This window comes from Castellaniella defragrans, from assembly GCF_014203015.1.
GTDB lineage: Bacteria > Pseudomonadota > Gammaproteobacteria > Burkholderiales > Burkholderiaceae_B > Castellaniella > Castellaniella defragrans.
Map to the genome: position 1 here is coordinate 252,946 of NZ_JACHIB010000002.1, position 20,763 is coordinate 273,708.

General features: G+C 69.1%; 18 protein-coding genes, 1 tRNA gene and 1 rRNA gene. 15 read left to right on the forward strand and 5 right to left on the reverse strand.

The window, feature by feature from the left end:
* Window positions 1-90: 90 nt before the first annotated feature.
* A tRNA-Thr gene (locus HNR28_RS02410) sits at window positions 91-166 on the forward strand.
* A 175-nt stretch (window positions 167-341) separates the two neighbouring features.
* On the forward strand, window positions 342-1,547 hold the full coding sequence (gene pncB, locus HNR28_RS02415; protein ID WP_151024406.1) for a nicotinate phosphoribosyltransferase: 1,206 nt from the start codon (window positions 342-344) through the stop codon (window positions 1,545-1,547).
* Between the two features lie 69 nt (window positions 1,548-1,616).
* Here the strand turns inward: pncB and tldD are convergent, their stop codons facing one another.
* Together tldD and HNR28_RS02425 are read right to left on the reverse strand one after the other, a co-directional pair.
* Window positions 1,617-3,071: a metalloprotease TldD gene (gene tldD, locus HNR28_RS02420; protein WP_043683271.1), complete on the reverse strand. Its 1,455-nt coding sequence runs from the start codon at window positions 3,069-3,071 to the stop codon at window positions 1,617-1,619.
* Between the two features lie 65 nt (window positions 3,072-3,136).
* Window positions 3,137-3,955: a carbon-nitrogen hydrolase family protein gene (locus HNR28_RS02425; RefSeq protein WP_043683274.1), complete on the reverse strand. Its 819-nt coding sequence runs from the start codon at window positions 3,953-3,955 to the stop codon at window positions 3,137-3,139.
* Window positions 3,956-4,115: 160 nt separating this feature from the next.
* Here HNR28_RS02425 and HNR28_RS02430 point away from each other — a divergent pair, with 160 nt between their 5' ends.
* Window positions 4,116-4,490, forward strand: a complete 375-nt coding sequence (locus HNR28_RS02430) for an H-NS histone family protein (RefSeq protein ID WP_043683276.1) — start codon at window positions 4,116-4,118, stop codon at window positions 4,488-4,490.
* 6 nt (window positions 4,491-4,496) lie between these two features.
* Here HNR28_RS02430 and HNR28_RS02435 read toward each other — a convergent pair whose 3' ends face one another.
* The gene (locus HNR28_RS02435) at window positions 4,497-5,036 is read right to left on the reverse strand and encodes a DUF4136 domain-containing protein (RefSeq protein ID WP_170288446.1); all 540 of its coding nucleotides are present in this window, start codon (window positions 5,034-5,036) and stop codon (window positions 4,497-4,499) included.
* Between the two features lie 348 nt (window positions 5,037-5,384).
* Between HNR28_RS02435 and pepN the strand changes: the two genes are divergently transcribed.
* The gene (pepN, locus tag HNR28_RS02440) at window positions 5,385-8,087 is read left to right on the forward strand and encodes an aminopeptidase N (protein WP_151024408.1); all 2,703 of its coding nucleotides are present in this window, start codon (window positions 5,385-5,387) and stop codon (window positions 8,085-8,087) included.
* Between the two features lie 179 nt (window positions 8,088-8,266).
* Window positions 8,267-9,277 carry a class 1 fructose-bisphosphatase gene (locus tag HNR28_RS02445; protein ID WP_043683281.1) on the forward strand — a complete coding sequence of 337 codons (1,011 nt, stop codon included), beginning with the start codon at window positions 8,267-8,269 and terminating at the stop codon, window positions 9,275-9,277.
* Window positions 9,278-9,364: 87 nt separating this feature from the next.
* On the opposite strand, the gene HNR28_RS02450 is transcribed toward HNR28_RS02445, so the two are convergent.
* Window positions 9,365-10,357 carry a quinone oxidoreductase family protein gene (locus HNR28_RS02450; protein ID WP_276809257.1) on the reverse strand — a complete coding sequence of 331 codons (993 nt, stop codon included), beginning with the start codon at window positions 10,355-10,357 and terminating at the stop codon, window positions 9,365-9,367.
* Between the two features lie 219 nt (window positions 10,358-10,576).
* Between HNR28_RS02450 and HNR28_RS02455 the strand changes: the two genes are divergently transcribed.
* From HNR28_RS02455 to trpB, 10 genes are all read left to right on the forward strand, one after another.
* Window positions 10,577-11,308: a YebC/PmpR family DNA-binding transcriptional regulator gene (locus HNR28_RS02455; RefSeq protein WP_043683283.1), complete on the forward strand. Its 732-nt coding sequence runs from the start codon at window positions 10,577-10,579 to the stop codon at window positions 11,306-11,308.
* The gene (gene purD / locus HNR28_RS02460) at window positions 11,305-12,606 is read left to right on the forward strand and encodes a phosphoribosylamine--glycine ligase (RefSeq protein ID WP_151024409.1); all 1,302 of its coding nucleotides are present in this window, start codon (window positions 11,305-11,307) and stop codon (window positions 12,604-12,606) included. The genes HNR28_RS02455 and purD overlap by 4 nt, the downstream gene beginning before the upstream one ends.
* Window positions 12,607-12,628: 22 nt before the next feature.
* Window positions 12,629-13,531, forward strand: a complete 903-nt coding sequence (hemF, locus tag HNR28_RS02465) for an oxygen-dependent coproporphyrinogen oxidase (protein WP_151024410.1) — start codon at window positions 12,629-12,631, stop codon at window positions 13,529-13,531.
* The gene (gene nadD, locus HNR28_RS02470; RefSeq protein ID WP_043683289.1) at window positions 13,522-14,127 is read left to right on the forward strand and encodes a nicotinate (nicotinamide) nucleotide adenylyltransferase; all 606 of its coding nucleotides are present in this window, start codon (window positions 13,522-13,524) and stop codon (window positions 14,125-14,127) included. The genes hemF and nadD overlap by 10 nt, the downstream gene beginning before the upstream one ends.
* A complete protein-coding gene (rsfS, locus tag HNR28_RS02475) occupies window positions 14,124-14,516 on the forward strand; it encodes a ribosome silencing factor (RefSeq protein ID WP_043683292.1) in 393 nt (130 codons plus the stop codon). Before nadD ends, rsfS begins: the two co-directional genes overlap by 4 nt.
* A gap of 14 nt (window positions 14,517-14,530) precedes the next feature.
* A complete protein-coding gene (gene rlmH, locus HNR28_RS02480; RefSeq protein WP_043683295.1) occupies window positions 14,531-15,001 on the forward strand; it encodes a 23S rRNA (pseudouridine(1915)-N(3))-methyltransferase RlmH in 471 nt (156 codons plus the stop codon).
* A gap of 16 nt (window positions 15,002-15,017) precedes the next feature.
* A complete protein-coding gene (gene pyk / locus HNR28_RS02485; RefSeq protein ID WP_043683297.1) occupies window positions 15,018-16,460 on the forward strand; it encodes a pyruvate kinase in 1,443 nt (480 codons plus the stop codon).
* Window positions 16,461-16,515: 55 nt separating this feature from the next.
* Window positions 16,516-17,142, forward strand: a complete 627-nt coding sequence (locus tag HNR28_RS02490) for a Maf family protein (RefSeq protein ID WP_151024411.1) — start codon at window positions 16,516-16,518, stop codon at window positions 17,140-17,142.
* 265 nt (window positions 17,143-17,407) lie between these two features.
* A complete protein-coding gene (locus HNR28_RS02495; RefSeq protein WP_151024412.1) occupies window positions 17,408-18,871 on the forward strand; it encodes an Nramp family divalent metal transporter in 1,464 nt (487 codons plus the stop codon).
* Between the two features lie 105 nt (window positions 18,872-18,976).
* Window positions 18,977-20,179, forward strand: a complete 1,203-nt coding sequence (gene trpB / locus HNR28_RS02500; RefSeq protein ID WP_151024413.1) for a tryptophan synthase subunit beta — start codon at window positions 18,977-18,979, stop codon at window positions 20,177-20,179.
* A 266-nt stretch (window positions 20,180-20,445) separates the two neighbouring features.
* Here trpB and rrf read toward each other — a convergent pair.
* A 5S ribosomal RNA gene (gene rrf, locus HNR28_RS02505) occupies window positions 20,446-20,558 on the reverse strand.
* Window positions 20,559-20,763 lie beyond the last annotated feature (205 nt).

Sequence of the window (20,763 nt, forward strand, 5' to 3'; positions counted from 1 at the left end):
AGAAAAAATCATGTACAATGGCTGGCTTTGGTGGTGAGCAAGAATTTGCTTTGCCGCCAGATCGGCGGGGTGCCTCATGCACCCGCCGTCGCCGGCTTAGCTCAGTTGGTAGAGCAGCTCATTCGTAATGAGAAGGTCGGGGGTTCGACTCCTCTAGCCGGCACCAGGATTCAAGCGGCTTTGCGGGCATTTCGCAAAGCCGCTTTTTCTTTGTCCGGTATTTTTTCGGTCATCGGCCGCCGCCTGGACGTGGGCGCGCATGGCCCGCGGCGGCGCCGGAATGGTTCGTTTGAAATCCGCTAACATGGACCGAATCGTCCACCCCTCAAGGCCGCCCGGGCATGCCGACCGAATCCTTCGTTCCCGTGATCGAATCCCTGCTGGATACCGATCTGTACAAGTTCACGATGTGGCAGGCCATGCTGCACCGCCATCCGGCCGCGCAGGCCGAATACCGCTTCATCTGCCGCGACCGTCCGGAATATCCGCTGGCGGCGCTGGCGCCGGAGATCGAGCGGCAGCTGGACCACCTCTGCGCCCTGCGCTTCCAGCCCGAAGAGCTCGATTACCTGCGCGGGCTGCGCTACATCAAGTCCGATTTCGTCGATTTCCTGTCGCTGTTCCACTTCCAGCGCCATTTCATCCGCGTCTCGACCCGCGGCGACGCGCTGGACATCGTGGCGCAAGGCCCGCAGGTCCACGTGATGGCCTTCGAGGTCTTCGTCCTGGCGATCGTCAACGAGCTGTATTTCCGCCGCCACCAGACGCCGGACGTGCTGGCGGAGGGACGCCGGCGACTGCAGGACAAGATCGCCCTGCTGCGGGATTTCGGCCGCGAGCCGGCGCGGCGCTTTCCCCTGCTGATCTCGGATTTCGGCCTGCGGCGGCGGTTTTCCCGCGCCTGGCAGACCGAGGTGGTGACGGCCCTGCGCCAGGCGGTGCCGCAGTTCGTCACCGGCACATCGAACGTCGCGCTGGCGCGCGCGCTGGGTCTGGTGCCGGTGGGCACAATGGCGCACGAATACCTGCAGTCCTACCAGGCCTTCGGCAAGGTGCGGCTGCGCGATTTCCAGCGCGCCGCGCTGGAGGACTGGGTGCAGGAATACCGCGGCGACCTGGGCATCGCCCTGACCGACGTGGTCGGCATGGACGCCTTCCTGGCGGACTTCGACCTGTATTTCGCCAAGCTGTTCGACGGCCTGCGCCACGATTCGGGCGACCCGATCGCCTGGGGCGAACGGGCGATCGCCCATTACCGGACGCTGCGCGTCGATCCGGCGGGCAAGCGCTTCGTGTTTTCCGACGGGCTGGACCTGCCGCGCACGCTGGCGCTGTACCGCCACTTCGCCGACCGGGTGCAGCCGGCCTTCGGCATCGGCACCAACCTGACCAACGACCTGGGCCCCAGGCCGCTGAACATCGTCATGAAGCTGTTCCACTGCAACGGCATGCCGACCGCCAAGCTGCCCGACAGCCCCGGCAAGGTCCATTGCACCGACGAGACGTTCCTGGCCTACCTGCGTCAGGTGTTCGGCCGCGCGGCCTGAACCCCCCTCACGCCGCGACTTGCGCCCACCTCGCCGCTTGCGGGCGGCGGAGCGGCGAAAAGGCCCGGACTACGCCGTGCCGCCGACGGTCAGGCCGTCGATGCGCAGGGTTGGCATGCCCACGCCCACGGGCACGCTCTGGCCTTCCTTGCCGCAGGTGCCCACCCCCGAATCCAGGGCCAGGTCGTTGCCGATCATGCCGATGCGGCCCATGGCCTCGGGGCCGCTGCCGATCAGCGTGGCGCCCTTGACGGGATGGGTGACGCGGCCGTTCTCGATCAGGTAGGCCTCGGACGCCGAGAACACGAACTTGCCGCTGGTGATGTCCACCTGGCCGCCACCGAAGTTGACGGCGTACAGGCCGCGGTCCACCGAGGCGATGATGTCCTTGGGGTCGTCGCGCCCGGCCAGCATGTAGGTGTTGGTCATGCGCGGCATGGGCAGGTGCGCGTAGGATTCGCGCCGGCCGTTGCCGGTGGGGGCCTGCTTCATCAGCCGGGCGTTCATGGAATCCTGCATGTAGCCGCGCAGGATGCCGTCCTCGATCAGGACGTTGCGCTGGGTGGGATGGCCCTCGTCGTCCACGTTCAGCGAGCCGCGCCGGTCGGCCAGCGTGCCGTCGTCCACCACCGTGACGCCGCGCGAGGCCACGCGCTCGCCGATGCGGCCGGAAAACACGCTGGAGCCCTTGCGGTTGAAATCGCCTTCCAGGCCGTGGCCGACCGCCTCGTGCAGCAGGATGCCGGGCCAGCCCGAACCCAGCACCACCGTCATCTGGCCCGCCGGCGCCGGCCGGGCTTCGAGATTGACGCGCGCCTCGTGTACCGCGCGCTCCACGTAGCCGCGCAGGATCTCATCGGTGAAATAGGCCAGGCCGGTGCGGCCGCCCCCGCCGCCGTGGCCCATTTCCCGCCGTCCCTTGCGTTCCGCGATGACGGTCAGGGACAGGCGCACCAGCGGGCGCACGTCGGCCACCAGGCGGCCGTCGCTGCCGGCCACCAGGATGACGTCGTACTCGGCCGCCAGCCCGGCCATGACCTGGATGATCTCCGGGTCGGCGGCGCGGGCCATGCGTTCGACCCGCTCCAGCAGGGCCACCTTGTCCGGGGCGGACATCGAGTCCACGGGATTGACGGCCGCGTACAGATGGTGCGGCGTATCGACCCCGCCGTCGACGCGGCAGCGGCCCGCGCCCTGGCGCGCGATGGTGCGCACCGCCGCGGCCGAGGACATCAGCGCCTGCGGCGACAGGCTGTCGGAATAGGCGAAGGCGGTTTTCTCGCCGCTCACGGCCCGCACGCCCACGCCCTGGTCGATGGAGAAACTGCCGGTCTTGACGATGCCTTCTTCCAGGCTCCAGCCTTCCGAGCAGCTGTATTGGAAATACAGGTCGGCATAATCGACCCGGTGGCTGTGGATATCGGACAGTGCGCGCGCCAGATGGGATTCGTCCAATCCCCAGGGTTCCAGCAATAATGTCCGGGCGGTATTCAGGGCATCCAGGCCCGGTTCAACAATTTTCATCTGACACCATTCATCAATCGATCGTCGCGCCGCGCCCGCGCGCGGCCTTTTTTTGCGTTTCGCATTCACAGGACCCGGTGGCGCAGCGCGGGCAGGGATTCCCGCACCGCCGCCAGGCGATCCGCGTCCAGCGTGCCCGCGGCCACGCCCGGGCCTTCGGGCACGCAATCCAGGATTTCGCCCCAGGGATCGATCAGCATCGAATGACCCCAGGTGCGCCGGCCGTTGGCATGCGTGCCGCCCTGGGCGCTGGCCAGCACGTAGCACTGGTTCTCGATGGCCCGCGCGCGCAGCAGGACTTCCCAGTGTACCGAACCCGTGGTCCAGGTAAAAGCGGCGGGCAGCACCATCAGACGCACGTCGCCCTGGGCGCGGAAGAATTCGGGGAAACGCAGGTCGTAGCAAATGCCCAGGGCGGTGCGGCCGAACGGCATGTCGAATACCGGCGGAGGCCCGTCGCCGGGACGGATGGCGCGGGATTCGTCGTAGGATTCCTCGCCGCGCTGAAAACCGAACAGATGGATCTTGTCGTAGCGCGCGCACGCCCGGCCCTGGGGATCGTAAACCAGGCACGTGTTATGGACGCGGTCCGCGTCGGGACTGCGCAGGGGCAGCGTGCCGCCCACCAGCCAGATGCCGTGGCGCCGCGCCTGGTCCGAAAGAAACGCCTGGATCGGCCCGTCGCCCGGCGTTTCGGCGAGCGGCAGTTTATCCGTATCCCGGCGGCCCATGAAACAGAAATATTCCGGCAGCGCCACCAGCGCCGCGCCGCCGGAGACGGCATCCCCGATCCCCAGCGCCGCCTGCTCCAGATTATCCGCCACCTCCATCCCGGATACCATCTGCACCGCCGCGACCGCCATCGAATGGTCCTGACCGCTCATGAATGCTCCCGATTATCGAATGAATGCCGCGCCATGGTCACACCTCGAAATGGAATGCGTCGCGCACATTGCCTGAAATAAGTTTAAAATCACTCGCCAGTATTCAAATGCCGGTTCTTTTGAATCCCGCCATATCGATCGACCACGAACGGAGCCATGAATGACCCGTACCAGCTATAACACCGAAAAATCCCGCCTCGAAAAAGAAATGGCCAAGATCCAGAAAAGGATTCAGTCGCTGCAGGCCAAACAGCGCCAGCCCAAGATCGCCGCGATCGTGCGTTCGATGCGTGAATACGACATCAGTCCGGAAGAAATCGCCGCGGCCTTCAGCCGCAAGCCGGCCAGCCGCGCACGCGTCGCCTCGCCGCGCAAGGCCGCCACCGCCACCAAGCGCGTGGTCGCGCCGAAATACCGCCATCCCGAAACCCAGGCCACCTGGACGGGCCGCGGCAAGGCGCCGCGCTGGATCACCGATGCGGAAGCCGCCGGCACCCCGCGCGAATCCTTCCTGATCGCCGCCGAATCCGCCTGAGCGGATTCACTGCACAGGATACCGCACCTCGACGACCTGGCCATTGCGGCCGGGGAAGCGGTCGAAAATGGCGCGCGCCAGATACGGCATGGCGGCGCCCAGCTGATCCTGCCGGCTGGACGCCACCGCCGTGGCGCGATAGACCTCGCGCCCCTGCTGCGTCCGGTCGTCGATGCGCACGGACAGGGTCATGCGATACACGTCCACCGCGACGGTCTGGATCGCCGGCCCCATCCCCCAGGCCCAGCGGGGATGATGAAACCCGACATAAGGCCCGTAGAAGCCCGGATACATGTAGGGATCGACGAATTCCTGGCGCCATTCGCGTTCGCGCGGACTGCCGTATTCGATGTGCACCGTGAAACGCGCCTGAGCTTCCGAATGGGCCTCGACCAGTCCGGTCGGCCCCAGGGCGGCGCGCACCGTGTCGGCGTACGTCTGAAACTGCAGATTATTGCGCTGCGTCTCGTCGGCCGCGATCCAGTAGGTGGCTGCCTGGGCGTTTTCCGGCCACTGCTGATAGCGCGTGACCTGCGCGGAAAACACCGAGGCGCATCCGCCCAGCAACAGCGCCAGACATAATCCGGAAAACCACCGGATCCATCCGCGCCCCCTCTGCATCCCGCCCAGGCCACCGTCCTTCATCGCACATCCCATTCCGATTCCAAAAACCCGTCCGGCGCGAAACCATTCACGCGGCCCATTCACGGGGCCCATTCACGCTGGCCCATTCACGCGGCCCCATTTTCGCGGTCCGCGCCGCAGCCGGTCATATCAGCCATCATAGGCGCAGCCGCGCCGCGCGAGAAGCCGGCCGTTGCACTCCGATACAGGCGGGGACGGACGCGGCGGGCCGACTACAATGAGGGCACGAAACCGCTTTCGGAACAGACCATGCGCACGGATACCGCCCCCACCATCTTCCGCCAGGACTACGTCCCCTACCCCTACCGGCTGCCCCGGGTCCGGCTGGAATTCGACCTGGCGGCGGAATCCACCCGGGTGCGCTCCGAACTGCGCTTCGAGCCCGCCCCCGGCACCGCGCCCGGCACCCCGCTGGTGCTGCAGGGCGAGGACCTGGAGCTGGTCGAGGTCCGCCTCGACGGCCGGCCGCTGGCCGCCGACGAATACCAGCTGGCCGACGACACGCTCAGCCTGGTCCCGCCGGGCCACGGCAAGCCCTTCACCATCGGCATCGTCAGCCTGTGCCGCCCGGCAGAGAACACCACCCTGATGGGCCTGTACGTCTCGGGCGACAAGCTCTTCACCCAGTGCGAGGCCCAGGGCTTTCGCCGCATCACCTGGTTCCCGGACCGGCCCGACGTGATGGCGCGCTTCGAGGTCCTGCTGCGCGCCGACCCGGCCGCCTATCCGCTGCTGCTGTCCAACGGCAACCTGATCGAGCAGGCCGGCCTGCCGGACGGCCGCCACCAGGCCCTCTGGCGCGACCCCCATCCCAAGCCCTGCTACCTGTTCGCCCTGGTGGCCGGCGACTTCGACTGCATCGAGCGCACCGAGACCACCCGCAGCGGACGCGAAGTGCTGCTGCAGGTCTACAGCGACAAGGGCTACCGCGAGCAGACCCGCTGGGCGCTGGACTGCCTGGCCAACGCCCTGCACTGGGACGAGCGGCGCTTCGGCCTGGAACTGGACCTGGACCGCTTCATGGTGGTGGCGGCGCGCGACTTCAACATGGGCGCGATGGAAAACAAGGGCCTGAACATCTTCAACGCCGCCTACGTCCTGGCCGACCCCGCCACCGCCACGGACGCCGCCTACCGCGGCATCGAGGCCGTGATCGGCCACGAATACTTCCACAACTGGACCGGCAACCGCGTGACCTGCCGCGACTGGTTCCAGCTGTCCCTGAAGGAAGGCCTGACGGTCTTCCGCGACCAGGAATTCTCCGCCGACATGCTGGCCGCGGGCCTGCCGCCCGCCGAGGCCGCCAGCGCCCGCGCCGTCAAGCGCATCGACGACGTGCACACCCTGCGGCTGGCGCAGTTCCCCGAGGACGCCGGCCCCATGGCCCACCCCATCCGGCCCGACAGCTACCAGGAGATCGGCAATTTCTACACCGCCACGGTCTACGAGAAAGGCGCCGAAGTCATCCGCATGCAGCACACTCTGCTCGGCGAGGACGGGTTCCGCGCCGGCATGGACGAATACTTCCGCCGCCACGACGGCCAGGCGGTGACCTGCGACGACTTCGTCGATGCCATGGAATCCATCTACGCGCAACGGCACCCGGGCCAGGATTTCTCCGTCTTCCGGCGCTGGTACGAGCAGGCCGGCACCCCGCGCGTGCGGGTGCGCTCGCACTACGACCCCGCCGCCCGCGCCTGCCGCATCACCCTGGAGCAGCGCTGCACGCCGGCGGGCCTGGAGGCCCGGCAATCCCCGCCGCCCGAAAAACCGCCCCTGCACATTCCCCTGGCCATCGGCCTGATCGACGCGGACGGCCGCTCCATGCCCATCCAGTGGGAAGGCGAAGCGCGCGACACCGTGGTCCTGGAACTGCGCGAGGCGAGCGGCACCTGGACCCTGACGGACATCCCGCGCGCACCCGTCCTGTCGCTGCTGCGCGGCTTTTCCGCCCCCGTCATCCTGGAAACCGACCGCACGGCCGACGACCTGGCCCTGCTGGCGCGCCGCGATCCGGACCCCTTCGCCCGCTGGGACGCGGTCCAGGAAACCGCCCACCGCCACCTGCAGGCCTGCATCGAGGCCGGCCGCTCCGGCGGCCCGCAGCCGGCGCTGGACACGCTGCTGGAGATCTGGCGCGCCGCGCTGAAAGACGAACGACTGTCGCCCGCCTACCAGGCGCGGCTGCTGGCCCTGCCCGCCCTGCGCGAGGTCATCGACCGCGGCGAGCCCATGGATCCGCAGGCCGCGGTGGCGGCCTGGACCCGTACCCGGCAGGCGCTGGGCGCACGGCTGGCCGATGCCTGGCGCGCCGCCTACGACGCCCTGGCCGACGACGGCGGCCCCTATTCGCCCGACCCGGTCTCGTCCGGGCGCCGCGCGCTGCGCAACCTGGCGCTGGACAACCTGCTGGCCGGCCAGGCGCCGGGCGCCGTCGAGCTGGCCCTGGCGCAATACCGCCAGGCGCGCAACATGACCGAAAGCCTGGGCGCGCTGACGGCCCTGCTGCAGCATGCGCCGCAGGATGCCGCCGGGCCGCTGGCCGACTTCCATGCGCGCTGGCGCGACGACCCGCTGGTGCTGGACCGCTGGTTCGGCGCCCAGGCGGGCGCGCCCGGCTGCACGGTGGCCGGCGTGCGCGCCCTGATGGCCCTGCCCGACTTCTCGCTGCGCAATCCCAACCGCGCGCGCGCCGTCGTCTTCCGCTTCTGCCTGGACAACCCCGGCAACCTGCACACCCCGGAAGGCTACGACTTCTGGGCCGAGCAGGTGCTGGCGCTCGACGCCCTGAACCCGGAAGTCGCCGCGCGGCTGTCGCGCGCCTTCGACAACTGGGCGCGCCACGAGCCCGTCGCCCGCGCCGGCATGCAGGCCGCCCTGCGGCGCGTGCTCGACGCCCCGGGCCTGTCGCGCAACGTCCGGGAAATCGTTTCAAAAGCACTTGCCACTTAGCATGTCCTTTTGCCGCCGTTTTGCCGCCGGGATGGGCCCGGACATGGGGCGGTCCTCATGGACTGCCCATGCCGGGCGAATCCGAGCGGCATGCAGGCCGCGAGGCGGACGCCAGTAGGCACAGCCCACGCAGCGCTACAACAAACATTTACTGATTCCATTTTCTTCAGGGAGCCACCTTGAAATACAAGACCTTGACCCAGTACCTGGTCGAACAGCAGCGCGAACACAAGGCCGTCTCGGCCGACGTCCGCCTGCTGATCGAAACCGTGTCGCGCGCCTGCAAAGCGATCAGCCACGCCGTCAGCAAGGGGGCGCTGGGCGGCGTGCTCGGCAGCCTGGGCACTGAAAACGTCCAGGGCGAGGTGCAGAAGAAGCTCGACGTGCTGTCCAACGAGATCCTGCTGGAAGCCAACGAATGGGGCGGCAACCTGGCGGCCATGGCCTCCGAGGAAATGCAGACCATCCACCGCATTCCCAACCACTACCCCAAGGGCCAGAACCTGCTGCTGTTCGACCCCCTGGACGGCTCCTCGAACATCGACGTGAACGTCTCCATCGGCACGATCTTCTCCGTGCTGCAGGCGCCCGCCGAAGCCGCCGGCCGGGAAATCGCCGAAGCCGACTTCCTGCAGCCCGGCACCCGCCAGGTCGCCGCCGGCTACGCCGTCTACGGCCCGCAGACCATGCTGGTGCTGACCGTGGGCGCGGGCGTCATGGGCTTCACGCTGGACCGCGAGATGGGGTCCTGGCTGCTGACGCACGAGAACATCCGCCTGCCCGAGCAGACCGCCGAATTCGCCATCAACATGTCCAACATGCGGCACTGGGAAGCGCCCGTGCGCCGCTACATCGACGAATGCCTGCAGGGCGAGACCGGCCCCCTGGGCAAGAACTACAACATGCGCTGGATCGCGTCCATGGTGGCCGACGTGCACCGCATCCTGACGCGCGGCGGGGTCTTCATGTACCCGCGCGACGCCCGCGCATCCGGGCGCAAGGGCAAGCTGCGCCTGATGTACGAGGCCAATCCCATGAGCTTCCTGGTCGAGCAGGCGGGCGGGCGCGCCGTCGACGGCGCCGGCCGCATCCTGGACATCCAGCCCGAGGCCCTGCACCAGCGCGTCGGCGTGATCCTGGGCTCGCGCGAGGAAGTCGAGCGCCTGCAGCGCTACCACCAGGAAGCCTGATCCGGCCCGCGCCGGGCCGGCCGGAGCGGCCCGCGCGGCCTTCGACCCGGCGGGCCCGGTGCGGCCCAGGGCGGCCTCTCGGCGGCCTCAGTCCAGCGTCAGCACCGTCGCGCCGGCCGTGGCGCGCGCATTCAGCGCCTCGTGCGCCTGCGCGGCCTGCGCCAGGGTGAAGCGCTGGCCGATGACGATGTCCAGCTTGCCGGCCGCCACCAGATCGAACAGCTCGGTGGCGGCGGCCTGCATGGCCTGGGCGGTGGCCGCGTAGGTCGCCAGCGTCGGCCGGGTGACGTACAGCGAGCCCTTGGCCGCCAGCACGCCCAGGTTCACGCCTTCGACCGGGCCGGACGCATTGCCGAAGCTGACCATCAGGCCGCGCGGCTGCAGGCAGTCCAGCGAGATTTCCCAGGTGCTCCTGCCCACGCCGTCGTAGACCACCGGGACCTTGCGCCCTTCGGTCAGTTCCTTGACCCGGGCAACGATGTCTTCCCGCGAGGAGTCGATCACTTCCCAGGCGCCGTGGCGGCGCGCCAGCGCCGCCTTTTCCGGGGTGGACGCGGTGCCGATCAGGCGCACGCCCAGCGCGCGGGCCCACTGGCAGGCGATCAGGCCCACGCCGCCCGCGGCGGCATGGAACAGGATCGTCTCGTTGCCCTGCAGCCGGTAGGTCTGGCGGAACAGGTACTGCACCGTCAGGCCCTTGAGCATCAGCGCGGCGGCCTGCTCGAAGCCCACGCCGTCGGGGATCCTCACCACCCGGTCGGCCGGCACGTTGCGCAGCTCCGCGTAGGCGCCGATGGGGCCCTGGCCGTAGGCCACGCGGTCGCCCGCGCGCAGGTGGCGCACCTCGGTCCCCGCCGACTCGACCACGCCGGCGGCCTCGACCCCCAGGCCGTGCGGCAGCGGGTTCGGATACAGCCCCGTGCGACAATAGATGTCGATGAAATTCAGGCCGACCGCCTTCTGGCGGATGCGCACCTCGTGCGGCGCGGGAGGCGGGACGTCCACTTCTTCCAGCCGCATGCATTCCGGGCCGCCATGCTCATGGACGAGGATCGCCCGGGCCTTCTCCGTTTTCTCCACGATGGACACCTCCGGCCCCGCCGGGGCCCGACTGTTCGACACCGGACCAGACTAGCATGAATTCCCGCCAGGCCACGATGGCCGTCCACGCCGCCGCCGTCCCGTTCGGGCTGACCGGCATCTCCGGCGAGCCGATCCAGGGCGGCGCCGCAGACTGAATCCGCCCAAGGCGCTAAAATCCAGGGTTCGTTGAACGCTTCCTCTAGAACTCCACACATCATGGCCGGACACAGCAAATGGGCAAACATCCAGCACCGCAAAGGGCGTCAGGACGCCAAGCGCGGCAAGCTCTGGACGAAGATCATCCGTGAAATCACCGTGGCCGCCCGTGCCGGCGGCCCCGACCCCGACGCCAATCCCGCCCTGCGCCTGGCCTGGGACAAGGCCACGTCCGCCAACATGCCCAAGGACAACATCCTGCGCGCCATCCAGCGCGGGGCCGGCACCGAGGACGGCGCCAACTACGAGGAAATCCGCTACGAAGGCTACGGCATCGGCGGCGCCGCGCTGATCATCGACTGCATGACCGACAACCGCCAGCGCACCGTGTCCGAAGTGCGCCACACGCTCGCCAAGCACGGCGGCAACCTGGGTCAGGACGGCAGCGTGGTGTTCATGTTCAAGCACTGCGGCCAGTTCATCTTCGCCCCCGGCACCTCGGAAGAGCAGGTCATGGAAATCGCCCTGGACAACGGCGCCGACGACGTCCAGACGGACGAGGAAGGCGTGATCGAGGTCACCTGCGAGCCCGGCGACTACGCCGGCCTGAAGCAGGCCTTCGACGCCGCCGGCCTGACGGCCGAGATCCACGGCGTGGTCATGAAGGCCCTGTCCAAGGTCCAGCTCGCCGGCGAGGACGCCGAGCGGATGCAGAAGATCATCGACCTCCTGGAAGACCTGGACGACGTCCAGGAGGTCTACACCACCGCCGTCATGGACGAGGCCGAATGAAGCTGCTCGTCATCGGCTCCGGCGGCCGCGAACACGCCCTGGCCTGGCGGCTGTCCCAATCCCCCCGCGTGCAGAAGATCTACGTCGCGCCCGGCAACGGCGGCACCGCGCAGGCGCCGCTGATGGAAAACGTGCCGCTGCAGGACATCGACGCCCTGATCGAATTCGCCCGGCGGGAAAAGATCGCCTTCACCGTGGTCGGCCCCGAGGCCCCCCTGGCCGCCGGGATCGTGGACGCCTTCCGCGCCGCCGGGCTGCGCATCTTCGGGCCGACGCGGGCCGCCGCCCAGCTGGAAAGCTCGAAGGACTACGCCAAGGCCTTCATGGTGCGCCACGGCATCCCCACCGCCGCGTACGCCACCTTCACCGATGCCGGCGAGGCCCGCGCCTACATCCGCGCCCAGGGCGCGCCCATCGTCGTCAAGGCCGACGGCCTGGCCGCCGGCAAGGGCGTGGTCGTGGCCCAGGACCTGGACGAAGCCTTGGCCGCCATCGACCACATGCTGGGCGAAAACGGCGCCTTCGGCGCGGCCGGCGCGCGCGTGGTGGTCGAGGAATTCCTCGACGGCGAAGAAGCCAGCTTCATCGTCATGTGCGACGGCCAGCACGTCCTGCCGCTGGCCACCAGCCAGGACCACAAGCGCCTGCTCGACGGCGACGCGGGACCCAACACCGGCGGCATGGGCGCCTATTCGCCCGCGCCCATCGTCACCCCGGCCCTGCACAACCGCATCATGCGCGAAATCATCCAGCCGGCGATCCAGGGCATGGCGCACGACGGCATCCCCTACACCGGCTTCCTCTACGCCGGCCTGATGATCGGCCCCGGCCCCGACGCCAGCCGCAGCCTCAAGGTCCTGGAATTCAACTGCCGCCTGGGCGACCCGGAAACCCAGCCCATCATGCTGCGCGTGAAGAACGATTTTTCCGAGACCCTGGAACACGCCGTGGACGGCACGCTGGACCAGGCCGGAATCGACTGGGACCGGCGCACCGCCGTGGGCGTGGTGCTGGCCGCGGCCGGCTACCCCGACGCCCCCCGCAAGGGCGACCCCATCACGGCGCTGGCCCCGGACACCGCCGAACGCGTCACCTTCCACGCCGGCACCACGGCCGACGGCGGCCCCCTGCGCACCAGCGGCGGGCGGGTCCTGTGCGTCACGGCGCTGGCCGACTCCATCCGCCGCGCCCAGCAGGCCGCCTACGAAGCCGTCAACCAGACCCAGTTCGAGGGCCGCCAGTTCCGCCGCGACATCGGCTGGCGCGCGCTGGCCGCCGCAGGCAAGCGGCACGACTGATCACCGAAGCACAGGTCCCGCCATGCACGTCCCCGTCTCCCTGGTCCACGACACCTTCTCCGACCTCCAGGACCGCATCGTCCGGTCTCTGGAAGCGCTCGAAGGCGGCGCCTTCGGCCGCGATCCCTGGACGCGCCCGGAGGGCGGCGGCGGCGTGGCCCGGTATTGCGAGGACGGCGCGGTCTTCGAGCGGGCCGGCGTGCTGTTCAGCCACGTGCACGGCGACGCCCTGCCGCCCTCGGCCAGCGCCCACCGGCCCGAGCTGGCCGGCCGCGGCTGGGAAGCCATGGGCGTGTCCATGGTGCTGCATCCGCGCAATCCACACGTGCCGACCACGCACATGAACGTGCGCCTGTTCGTCGCCCACGGCCAGGGCGGCGACGCCGACGTCTTCTGGTTCGGCGGCGGCCTGGACCTGACGCCCTACTATCCGGTGGAGGCCGACGCGCGCCACTTCCACCAGGTGTGCCACGACGCGGTCGCCCCCTTCGGGGACGACAAATACCCGCGCTACAAGGCCTGGTGCGACGATTATTTCCTGCTGCGCCACCGGGGCGAGACGCGCGGCGTCGGCGGCCTGTTCTTCGACGACCTGAACGCGCCGGATTTCGACACCTGCTTCGCCCTCACCTGCGCGGTGGGCGACTGCTTCATCCCGGCCTACGCGCCCATCGTCCAGGCCCGCCGCGACACGCCCTACGGCGAGCGCGAACGCGACTTCCAGGCCTACCGGCGCGGCCGCTACGTGGAATTCAACCTGGTCTACGACCGCGGCACGCTGTTCGGCCTGCAGTCGGGCGGGCGCACCGAATCCATCCTGCTGTCCATGCCGCCCGTCGCCCGCTGGCGCTACGACTGGACGCCCGAGCCGGGATCGCCCGAATCGGCCCTGGCCGACTATCTGCGGCCGCGCGCATGGCTGTGACCCCCCAGGTCGGGCTGCTGGGCGGCAGCTTCGACCCGGTCCACCGGGTCCACATCGCGCTGGCGCGGGCCGCCCGGGACGCCCTGGGCCTGGAATACGTCGAACTGCTGCCCGCCGCGCGCCCCTGGCAGCGCGGCCGCCTGGGGGCCACGCCGGAGCACCGGCTGCGCATGCTGGAACTGGCCTGCGCCGGCGACCCCGGCCTGCGCGTCAATCCCATCGAGCTGCACCGCGCGGGCGACACCTACACCATCGACACCCTCGCCGCCCTGCCCGCCACGGCCCGCTACACCTGGATCCTGGGCTCCGACCAGCTCGCCAACTTCCATACCTGGCACCGCTGGCGCGAACTGCTGCAGCACGTCCGCCTGGCGGTGGCCGAACGCCCCGGCACCTCCGCCACGCCGCCCCCCGAACTCGCGCAGGCCCTGGCGCCGGGCGGACTGGTCCGGATTCCCTTCACGCCGCAGCCGGTTTCCGCCACGGCGATCCGCCGGGACCTGGCGGCCGGCCGGCCGGTGGACGCGCTGCTGGACCCCCGCGTGCTGGACTACATCCGAACCCATCGGCTCTACCTGGACCCCGAAACTCCATGAATCTGCAAAAACAGCAACGCCTCGTCATCGACGCCCTCGAGGACGCCAAGGCCCAGGACATCAAGGTCTTCAACACTACGGGCCTGACGGGCCTGTTCGACCGCGTCGTCATCGCCAGCGGCACCTCCAACCGCCAGACCCGCGCCATCGCCAGCCACGTGGCCGAGCAGGCCCGCAAGCACGGCCTGCAGATCGTCGCCTACGAGGGCGAGGACACCGGCGAATGGCTGCTGATCGACCTGGGCGACATCGTGGTGCATTGCATGCAGCCGGCCATCCGCGCCTACTACAACCTGGAAGAAATCTGGGGCGCCAAGCCGGTACGCGTGCGGCTGCTGCCCACGGGCCCGGCGCAGGCCAGCGAGCCCGGCGAGCCGGACGAAGACTAGGCGCGGCCCGCCCCATGAAGCTCCTGATCTACGCCGTCGGCACCCGCATGCCGGCCTGGGTCCAGGCGGCGTGGCAGGACTTCGCCAAGCGCATGCCGCGCGACTGCGCCCTGGAGCTGCACGAAATCCGCCCCGAGCCCCGCACCAGCGGCAAGACCGCCCAGCAGCTCATGCACGCCGAGGCCCAGCGCATCGAGGCCGCCCTGCCCGCGCAGGCCTGGCGCGTCGTCCTCGACGAACACGGCCGCGACCTGACGACCCGCGAGCTGGCCGGCCACCTGGAAGCCTGGCGGGCCGGCGGCAGCGACGTCGCCTTCGTCATCGGCGGCCCCGACGGGCTGGACCCGGCCCTGAAACGGACCGCCCGCCAGACCCTGCGGCTCTCGTCCCTGACCCTGCCGCACCCCATGGTGCGCATCCTGCTGGCCGAGCAGCTCTACCGCGCCTGGACCCTCCTGGCAGGCCATCCCTACCACCGCGACTGAAAGGAGACTCCCGACCATGACCGCCCGCCGCCGCACCAAGATCGTCGCCACGCTGGGGCCCTCGACCTCCAGCCCCGAACGCATCGAAGCCCTGATCCTGGCCGGCCTGGACGTGGCCCGGCTGAACTTCTCGCACGGCAGCGCCGACGACCACCGCGAGCGCGTCCGTCTGGTGCGCGAGATCTCCGCCCGCCACGACCGCCACATCGCCCTCATGGGCGATCTCCAGGGGCCGAAGATCCGCATCGGCCGCTTCGCCGCCGGCCCGGTCATGCTGAACCCGGGCGACACCTTCACCCTGTCCATCCGGCACCCGCTGGACGCCGGCACCGCCGGCATCGTGGGGATCGAATACCCGCCTCTGGTCCAGGACTGCACCCCGGGCGACGAACTGCTGCTCGACGACGGCCGGGTCATCCTGCGGGTCGAATCCGTGGACACGGAAGCCGTCCACACGCGCGTCGAAGTCGGCGGGCCGCTGTCCGACAACAAGGGCATCAACCGGCGCGGCGGGGGCATCTCGGCGCCCAGCCTGACCGACAAGGACCGCCAGGACATCCTGCTGGCCGCCGAACTCGAACTGGACTACGTGGCGGTGTCGTTTCCCCGCGCGGGGGCCGACATCGAGCAGGCGCGCCGGCTGGTGCGCAAGGCCGGCAGCTCCGCCTGGATCATCGCCAAGATCGAGCGCGCCGAGGCCGTGGCCGACGACGCCGCGCTGGACGACCTGATCCGCGCCAGCGACGGCGTGATGGTGGCCCGGGGCGACCTGGGCGTGGAAATCGGCGACGCCCGGCTCGTCGGCATCCAGAAGCGCATCATCCAGCACGCCCGCACCCTGAACAAGCTGGTGATCACCGCCACCCAGATGATGGAATCCATGATCGCCAGCCCGATCCCGACCCGCGCCGAGGTCTCCGACGTCGCCAACGCGGTGCTCGACTACACCGACGCGGTCATGCTGTCGGCCGAATCGGCCTCGGGGCAATACCCCGTCGAGGCGGTCCAGGCCATGGCGCGGATCTGCCTGGGCGCCGAACAGGAACCCACCAGCATCAAATCCCACCACCGCCTGGGCGAGACCTTCTCGCGCTGCGACGAGACCATCGCCCTGGCCAGCATGTACGCCGCCAACCACTTCCCCGGCATCAAGGCCATCATCAGCCTGACCGAAAGCGGCCACACCCCGCTCATCATGTCGCGCATCCGCTCGGGCGTGCCCATCTACTGCTACACGCGGCACCCCGCCACGCAGCGCCGCGCCGCCCTGTTCCGCGGCGTCTACACCGTGCCCTTCGACGCGGCGACGCTGCCGCCCGCGGAGGTCAGCGAGGCCGCCATCGACATCCTGCGCCAGCGGGGCCTGCTGCGGCCGGGCGACTGGATCATCCTGACCAAGGGCGATTTCTACAGCGACAGCGGCGGCACCAACGGCATGAAGATCCTGCGCGTGGCCTGAGCGCGGCTTGAGCTCCGGCCCGCATCCCTCCATCCCGAAACCCGTTCCAGCCGCCATGCCGCCCTTCGTCCTGCTGGCCTCCGCCAGCCCCCGCCGCCACGAGATCCTCGACCAGCTCGCCATTCCCCACGGCATCCTGCGCGTGCCCGCGCCGGCAGGCGAGGACGAGCCCCGCCTGCCGGGCGAGCCGGCCGCCGACTACGTGCGCCGCACCGCGCGGGACAAGGCCGAACGGGCGGCCGCCTGGCTGACCTCGGGCGGCACGCCCGATCCGCTGCCCGGAGCCTGGCCGGCCGGATGGCGGGACGCGCCCATCCTCTGCGCCGACACCACGGTCATCCTGGACGGCGACGTGCTGGGCAAGCCGCGCGACGCGGCCGACGCCGCCGACATGCTGCGGCGCCTGTCCGGCCGGGAGCACGCGGTCCACACCGCCGTGGTCCTGGCGCGCGGCGGGCGCTTCCACGAGGCGGTCAGCATCAGCACGGTGCGCTTCCAGCCGCTCGCGGACGCCGACATCGCGGCCTACATCGCCAGCGGCGAGCCCTTCGGCAAGGCGGGCGGCTACGCCATCCAGGGCCGTGCGGCCGCCTTCGTCGTCCATCTGTCGGGCAGCCACAGCGGCGTCATGGGCCTGCCGGCGCACGAGACCGCCCGGCTGCTGGCGCAGAGCCCCGGCTGAGGCGGAGCTCCGGCTGAGACCCGGCCTGGCGACCGGTCCGGCCCCCTGGGATCCCGGCTCGAGATCCCGGCTCGAAACCGCGGGCTGGAATACCGGTCCGGCATACTGGTTAACCCTCGTTTAGGCTTCGACTATCTTGACCATTGCCGCCCGGACCCCTAGCATGAACTGACGTCTTGCTGAATCCGGCAGGCGCGCGGTGATGGCCATGGCTGCATCGCATGACCATCGTGGCACACAACCTCACCTCGAAGAGGTCCCACACATGGTCGATCCAGCCGTCAGTCCAGACCCGTCCTCCCAGGCCGCCAGCGAAATCCGCAGCCACAACCTGCCTCCCGCAACCTACCGCGACCTGCCCGAACCCCTGCCCATGAAGAAGGTCATCGGCCCCAGCGTGCTGCTGCTGGCCGGGTCCATCGGCTCGGGCGAATTCGTGCTGTGGCCCTACATTTCCACGCAGACGGGCCTGGCGCTGGTCTGGCTGGCCACCATCGGCATCCTGACCCAGTATTTCCTCAACATGGAAATCACGCGCTACACGCTGGCCACCGGCGAGACCGCGGTGACGGGTTTCACGCGGCTATGGAAACCCTGGAGCTGGCTGTTCATCATCATGGCCGTGATTCCCTGGATGTGGCCCGGCTGGGCCACCGGCAGCTCCACGGCGCTGACCTACGCCTTCGGCCTGTCGGCCGATGCCGTCATCCCGATCACCATCGCCTCGCTGGTGCTGATCGGCATCATCCTGACCATTTCGCCCGTGGTCTACCAGACGGTCGAGAAGATCCAGTTCTTCCTCGTCGCCCTGATCGTGCTGTTCATGATCTACATCGTCGTCGGGCTGCTCGACGGCCAGACCTGGGGCGCGCTGGTGGCGGGCTTCACGACCGAGATCCCGAAGATCCCCGAATCCATCGGCAAGCTGCCCATCGCCCTGCTGCTGGGCGCCATCGCCTTCGCCGGAGCCGGCGGGGTGATGAACCTGGCGCAGTCGAACTGGGTGCGCGACAAAGGCCTGGGCATGGGCGCCCACCTGCCGAAGATCGTCTCGCCCATCACCGGCCAGGAAACCACCGAGGCGGCGATCGGCTATTTCTTCCGCCAGGACGAAGCCAACCTGCGGCGCTGGAAGGGCTGGTGGAAAGTCGCCGACCGCGAGCAGTTCGTCACCTTCTTCGTGCTGGGCCTGTTCGCCATCCTGCTGTTCATGATGCTCGCCTACATGTACGTCGGCGTCGGCAGCACCGCGCAGAACTTCGATTTCGTGCGGCTGCTGGGCGAGACCCTGAACGAGCGCGTCGGCTCCTGGGTCGGGCCGGCCTTCTGGTTCACCGGCGTGGTGGTGCTGCTGTCGACCAACCTGACCGTGCTGGACATGATCGGCCGCATCGTGGCGGACATCGCCAAGACCAACTGGCTGCGCGACAGCCAGACCTGGACGGAAAGCCGCCTGTACTTCCTGGTGGTGTGGCTGATGGTGGCCTTCGGCTCCATCATCCTGCTCTCGGGCGTGAGCCAGCCGCTGCTCCTGCTGGTGATCGCCTCGGCGCTCAACGGCCTGGTGATGTTCGTGTATTCCGTGCTGCTGATCCAGCTGAACCGCTGCATGCTGCCGCGCACCATCGGCCTGGGCGGCGCCCGCTACGTCGCCATCCTGTGGGCCGTGCTGTTCTACGGCGGCTTTTCGATCTACCTGGTCATCAACCAGTTCGGCAAGCTCTTCTGATCCTTCGGCCCCGCCGCGCCGGGCCGGACGCGGCGGGGCCGATGCGATTAAACTGATCTGCAACCATTCTTTTCCAACCCAGTCTTTCAACCCGAGCTGCAGATCATGACCTCATCGTTTGCCCCCATGCCCGACGCCGAAGGGTTCTTCGGCCCCTACGGCGGCCAGATCGTCCCGCCCGTCCTCAAGCACGTCATGGACGACATCGGCCGCGCCTACGCCGAGATCACCCGGCGCGAGGATTTCCAGCAGGAACTGGCCGGCCTGCTGGCCGACTACGTCGGCCGCCCCAGCCCGATCTTCCATGCCCGGCGGCTGTCCGAACGGCTCGGCGGCGCCCAGATCCATCTCAAGCGCGAAGACCTGAACCACACCGGCGCGCACAAGATCAACCACTGCCTGGGCGAGGCCCTGCTGGCGAAGTTCATGGGCAAGAAAAAGGTCATCGCCGAGACCGGCGCGGGCCAGCACGGCGTGGCGCTGGCCACCGCCTGCGCCCTGGTGGGCATCCCCTGCGAAATCCACATGGGCCAGGTCGATATCGAGAAAGAACATCCCAACGTCACCAAGATGCGCATCCTGGGCTGCCGGCTCGTCGCCGTGACGCGAGGCGCGGCCACCCTGAAGGAAGCGGTGGACAGCGCCTTCGAGGAATACCTCTCCAATCCCCAGGACTACTTCTACGCCATCGGATCGGTGGTCGGCCCGCATCCCTTCCCGATGATGGTGCGGGACTTCCAGAGCGTCATCGGCCGCGAGGCGCGCCAGCAGTTCATGGAACGCCACGGCCGGCTGCCGGACTACGCCTGCGCCTGCGTCGGCGGCGGCTCGAACGCCATGGGCCTGTTCACCGCCTTCCTGGGCGATGCCGAGGTCCGGCTGGTGGGCGTCGAGCCCGCCGGCGAAGGCACCGACCGGCCCGGGCGCCACGCCGCCACGCTGAGCATGGGCAAGCCCGGCCAGATCCACGGCATGAAGTGCTACGTGCTGGAAAACGCCCAGGGCGAACCCGACGTCGTGCACAGCATCGCCTCGGGCCTGGACTACCCGGGCGTGGGGCCGCAGCACAGCTATCTGAAGGACGTCGGCCGGGTGCGCTACGACACCGTGACCGACCAGGAATGCCTGGATGCCTTCATGACCCTGTCGCGCGTGGAAGGCATCATTCCCGCCCTGGAAAGCGCCCATGCGGTCGCCTGGGCGATGCGCACCGCCCCCACGCTGCCGCGCGACGGGCACATCCTGGTGAACCTGTCCGGGCGCGGCGACAAGGACGCGGACTACGTCGCACAGGTGCTGGATCTCTGAGTCCGGAACTCCGCGCCCGGAAACGCGAAGGCCCCCGGGGGACGTGATCCCGCGGGGGCCGGTTTTCTGCGGCGGCCTTGTGCCGTTTCGTGGGTGGCCAGGAGGCCGGTCTGGCCGCCCGTGCGTGGTCCGGAGACGCGCCGTGGCCGCCCGTGCGTGGCCTGGCAACGCGCCGTTGCGGGAGCTCGCGCTGCCTGGCGCGCGGCGCCCCCCCCCAAAGACAAAGCCCCTGCAGAGGTTATCTGCAGGGGCTTTGAGGCATAGAAGCCTGACGATGACCTACTTTCACAGGTGTCCACCCACTATCATCGGCGCGAAGGCGTTTCACTGTCCTGTTCGGGATGGGAAGGAGTGGGTCCACCTTGCTATGGTCGTCAAGCATAACTGGTTGCGGTCGAGTCTGGGGCCGCGAGGGCCTTGGACTGGATCGCCAATTTGGAAGAAGCACTGCGCGGCAAGCCTAGCGGGCCTGCGGCGCTTGCAGTGTTCGACGCGACGGGCTGCATTGTAGCAGACTCGGGGCGCCTTGCACTGGGGTTGCGTTGTTTCGTTCAATTGTGTCGGCTACACACACACGATCACTA

Excerpts from the sequence above, each read along its gene's own strand:
- HNR28_RS02490 (WP_151024411.1), top strand. The coding sequence starts at position 16,516 with ATGCCGCCCTTCGTCCTGCTGGCCTCCGCCAGCCCCCGCCGCCACGAG.
- HNR28_RS02455 (WP_043683283.1), top strand. The coding sequence starts at position 10,577 with ATGGCCGGACACAGCAAATGGGCAAACATCCAGCACCGCAAAGGGCGT.
- HNR28_RS02495 (WP_151024412.1), top strand. The coding sequence starts at position 17,408 with ATGGTCGATCCAGCCGTCAGTCCAGACCCGTCCTCCCAGGCCGCCAGC.
- pncB (WP_151024406.1), top strand. The coding sequence starts at position 342 with ATGCCGACCGAATCCTTCGTTCCCGTGATCGAATCCCTGCTGGATACC.
- hemF (WP_151024410.1), top strand. The coding sequence starts at position 12,629 with ATGCACGTCCCCGTCTCCCTGGTCCACGACACCTTCTCCGACCTCCAG.
- purD (WP_151024409.1), top strand. The coding sequence starts at position 11,305 with ATGAAGCTGCTCGTCATCGGCTCCGGCGGCCGCGAACACGCCCTGGCC.
- rlmH (WP_043683295.1), top strand. The coding sequence starts at position 14,531 with ATGAAGCTCCTGATCTACGCCGTCGGCACCCGCATGCCGGCCTGGGTC.
- HNR28_RS02425 (WP_043683274.1), bottom strand. The coding sequence starts at position 3,955 with ATGAGCGGTCAGGACCATTCGATGGCGGTCGCGGCGGTGCAGATGGTA.
- tldD (WP_043683271.1), bottom strand. The coding sequence starts at position 3,071 with ATGAAAATTGTTGAACCGGGCCTGGATGCCCTGAATACCGCCCGGACA.
- trpB (WP_151024413.1), top strand. The coding sequence starts at position 18,977 with ATGACCTCATCGTTTGCCCCCATGCCCGACGCCGAAGGGTTCTTCGGC.
- HNR28_RS02430 (WP_043683276.1), top strand. The coding sequence starts at position 4,116 with ATGACCCGTACCAGCTATAACACCGAAAAATCCCGCCTCGAAAAAGAA.
- nadD (WP_043683289.1), top strand. The coding sequence starts at position 13,522 with ATGGCTGTGACCCCCCAGGTCGGGCTGCTGGGCGGCAGCTTCGACCCG.
- rsfS (WP_043683292.1), top strand. The coding sequence starts at position 14,124 with ATGAATCTGCAAAAACAGCAACGCCTCGTCATCGACGCCCTCGAGGAC.
- pyk (WP_043683297.1), top strand. The coding sequence starts at position 15,018 with ATGACCGCCCGCCGCCGCACCAAGATCGTCGCCACGCTGGGGCCCTCG.
- pepN (WP_151024408.1), top strand. The coding sequence starts at position 5,385 with ATGCGCACGGATACCGCCCCCACCATCTTCCGCCAGGACTACGTCCCC.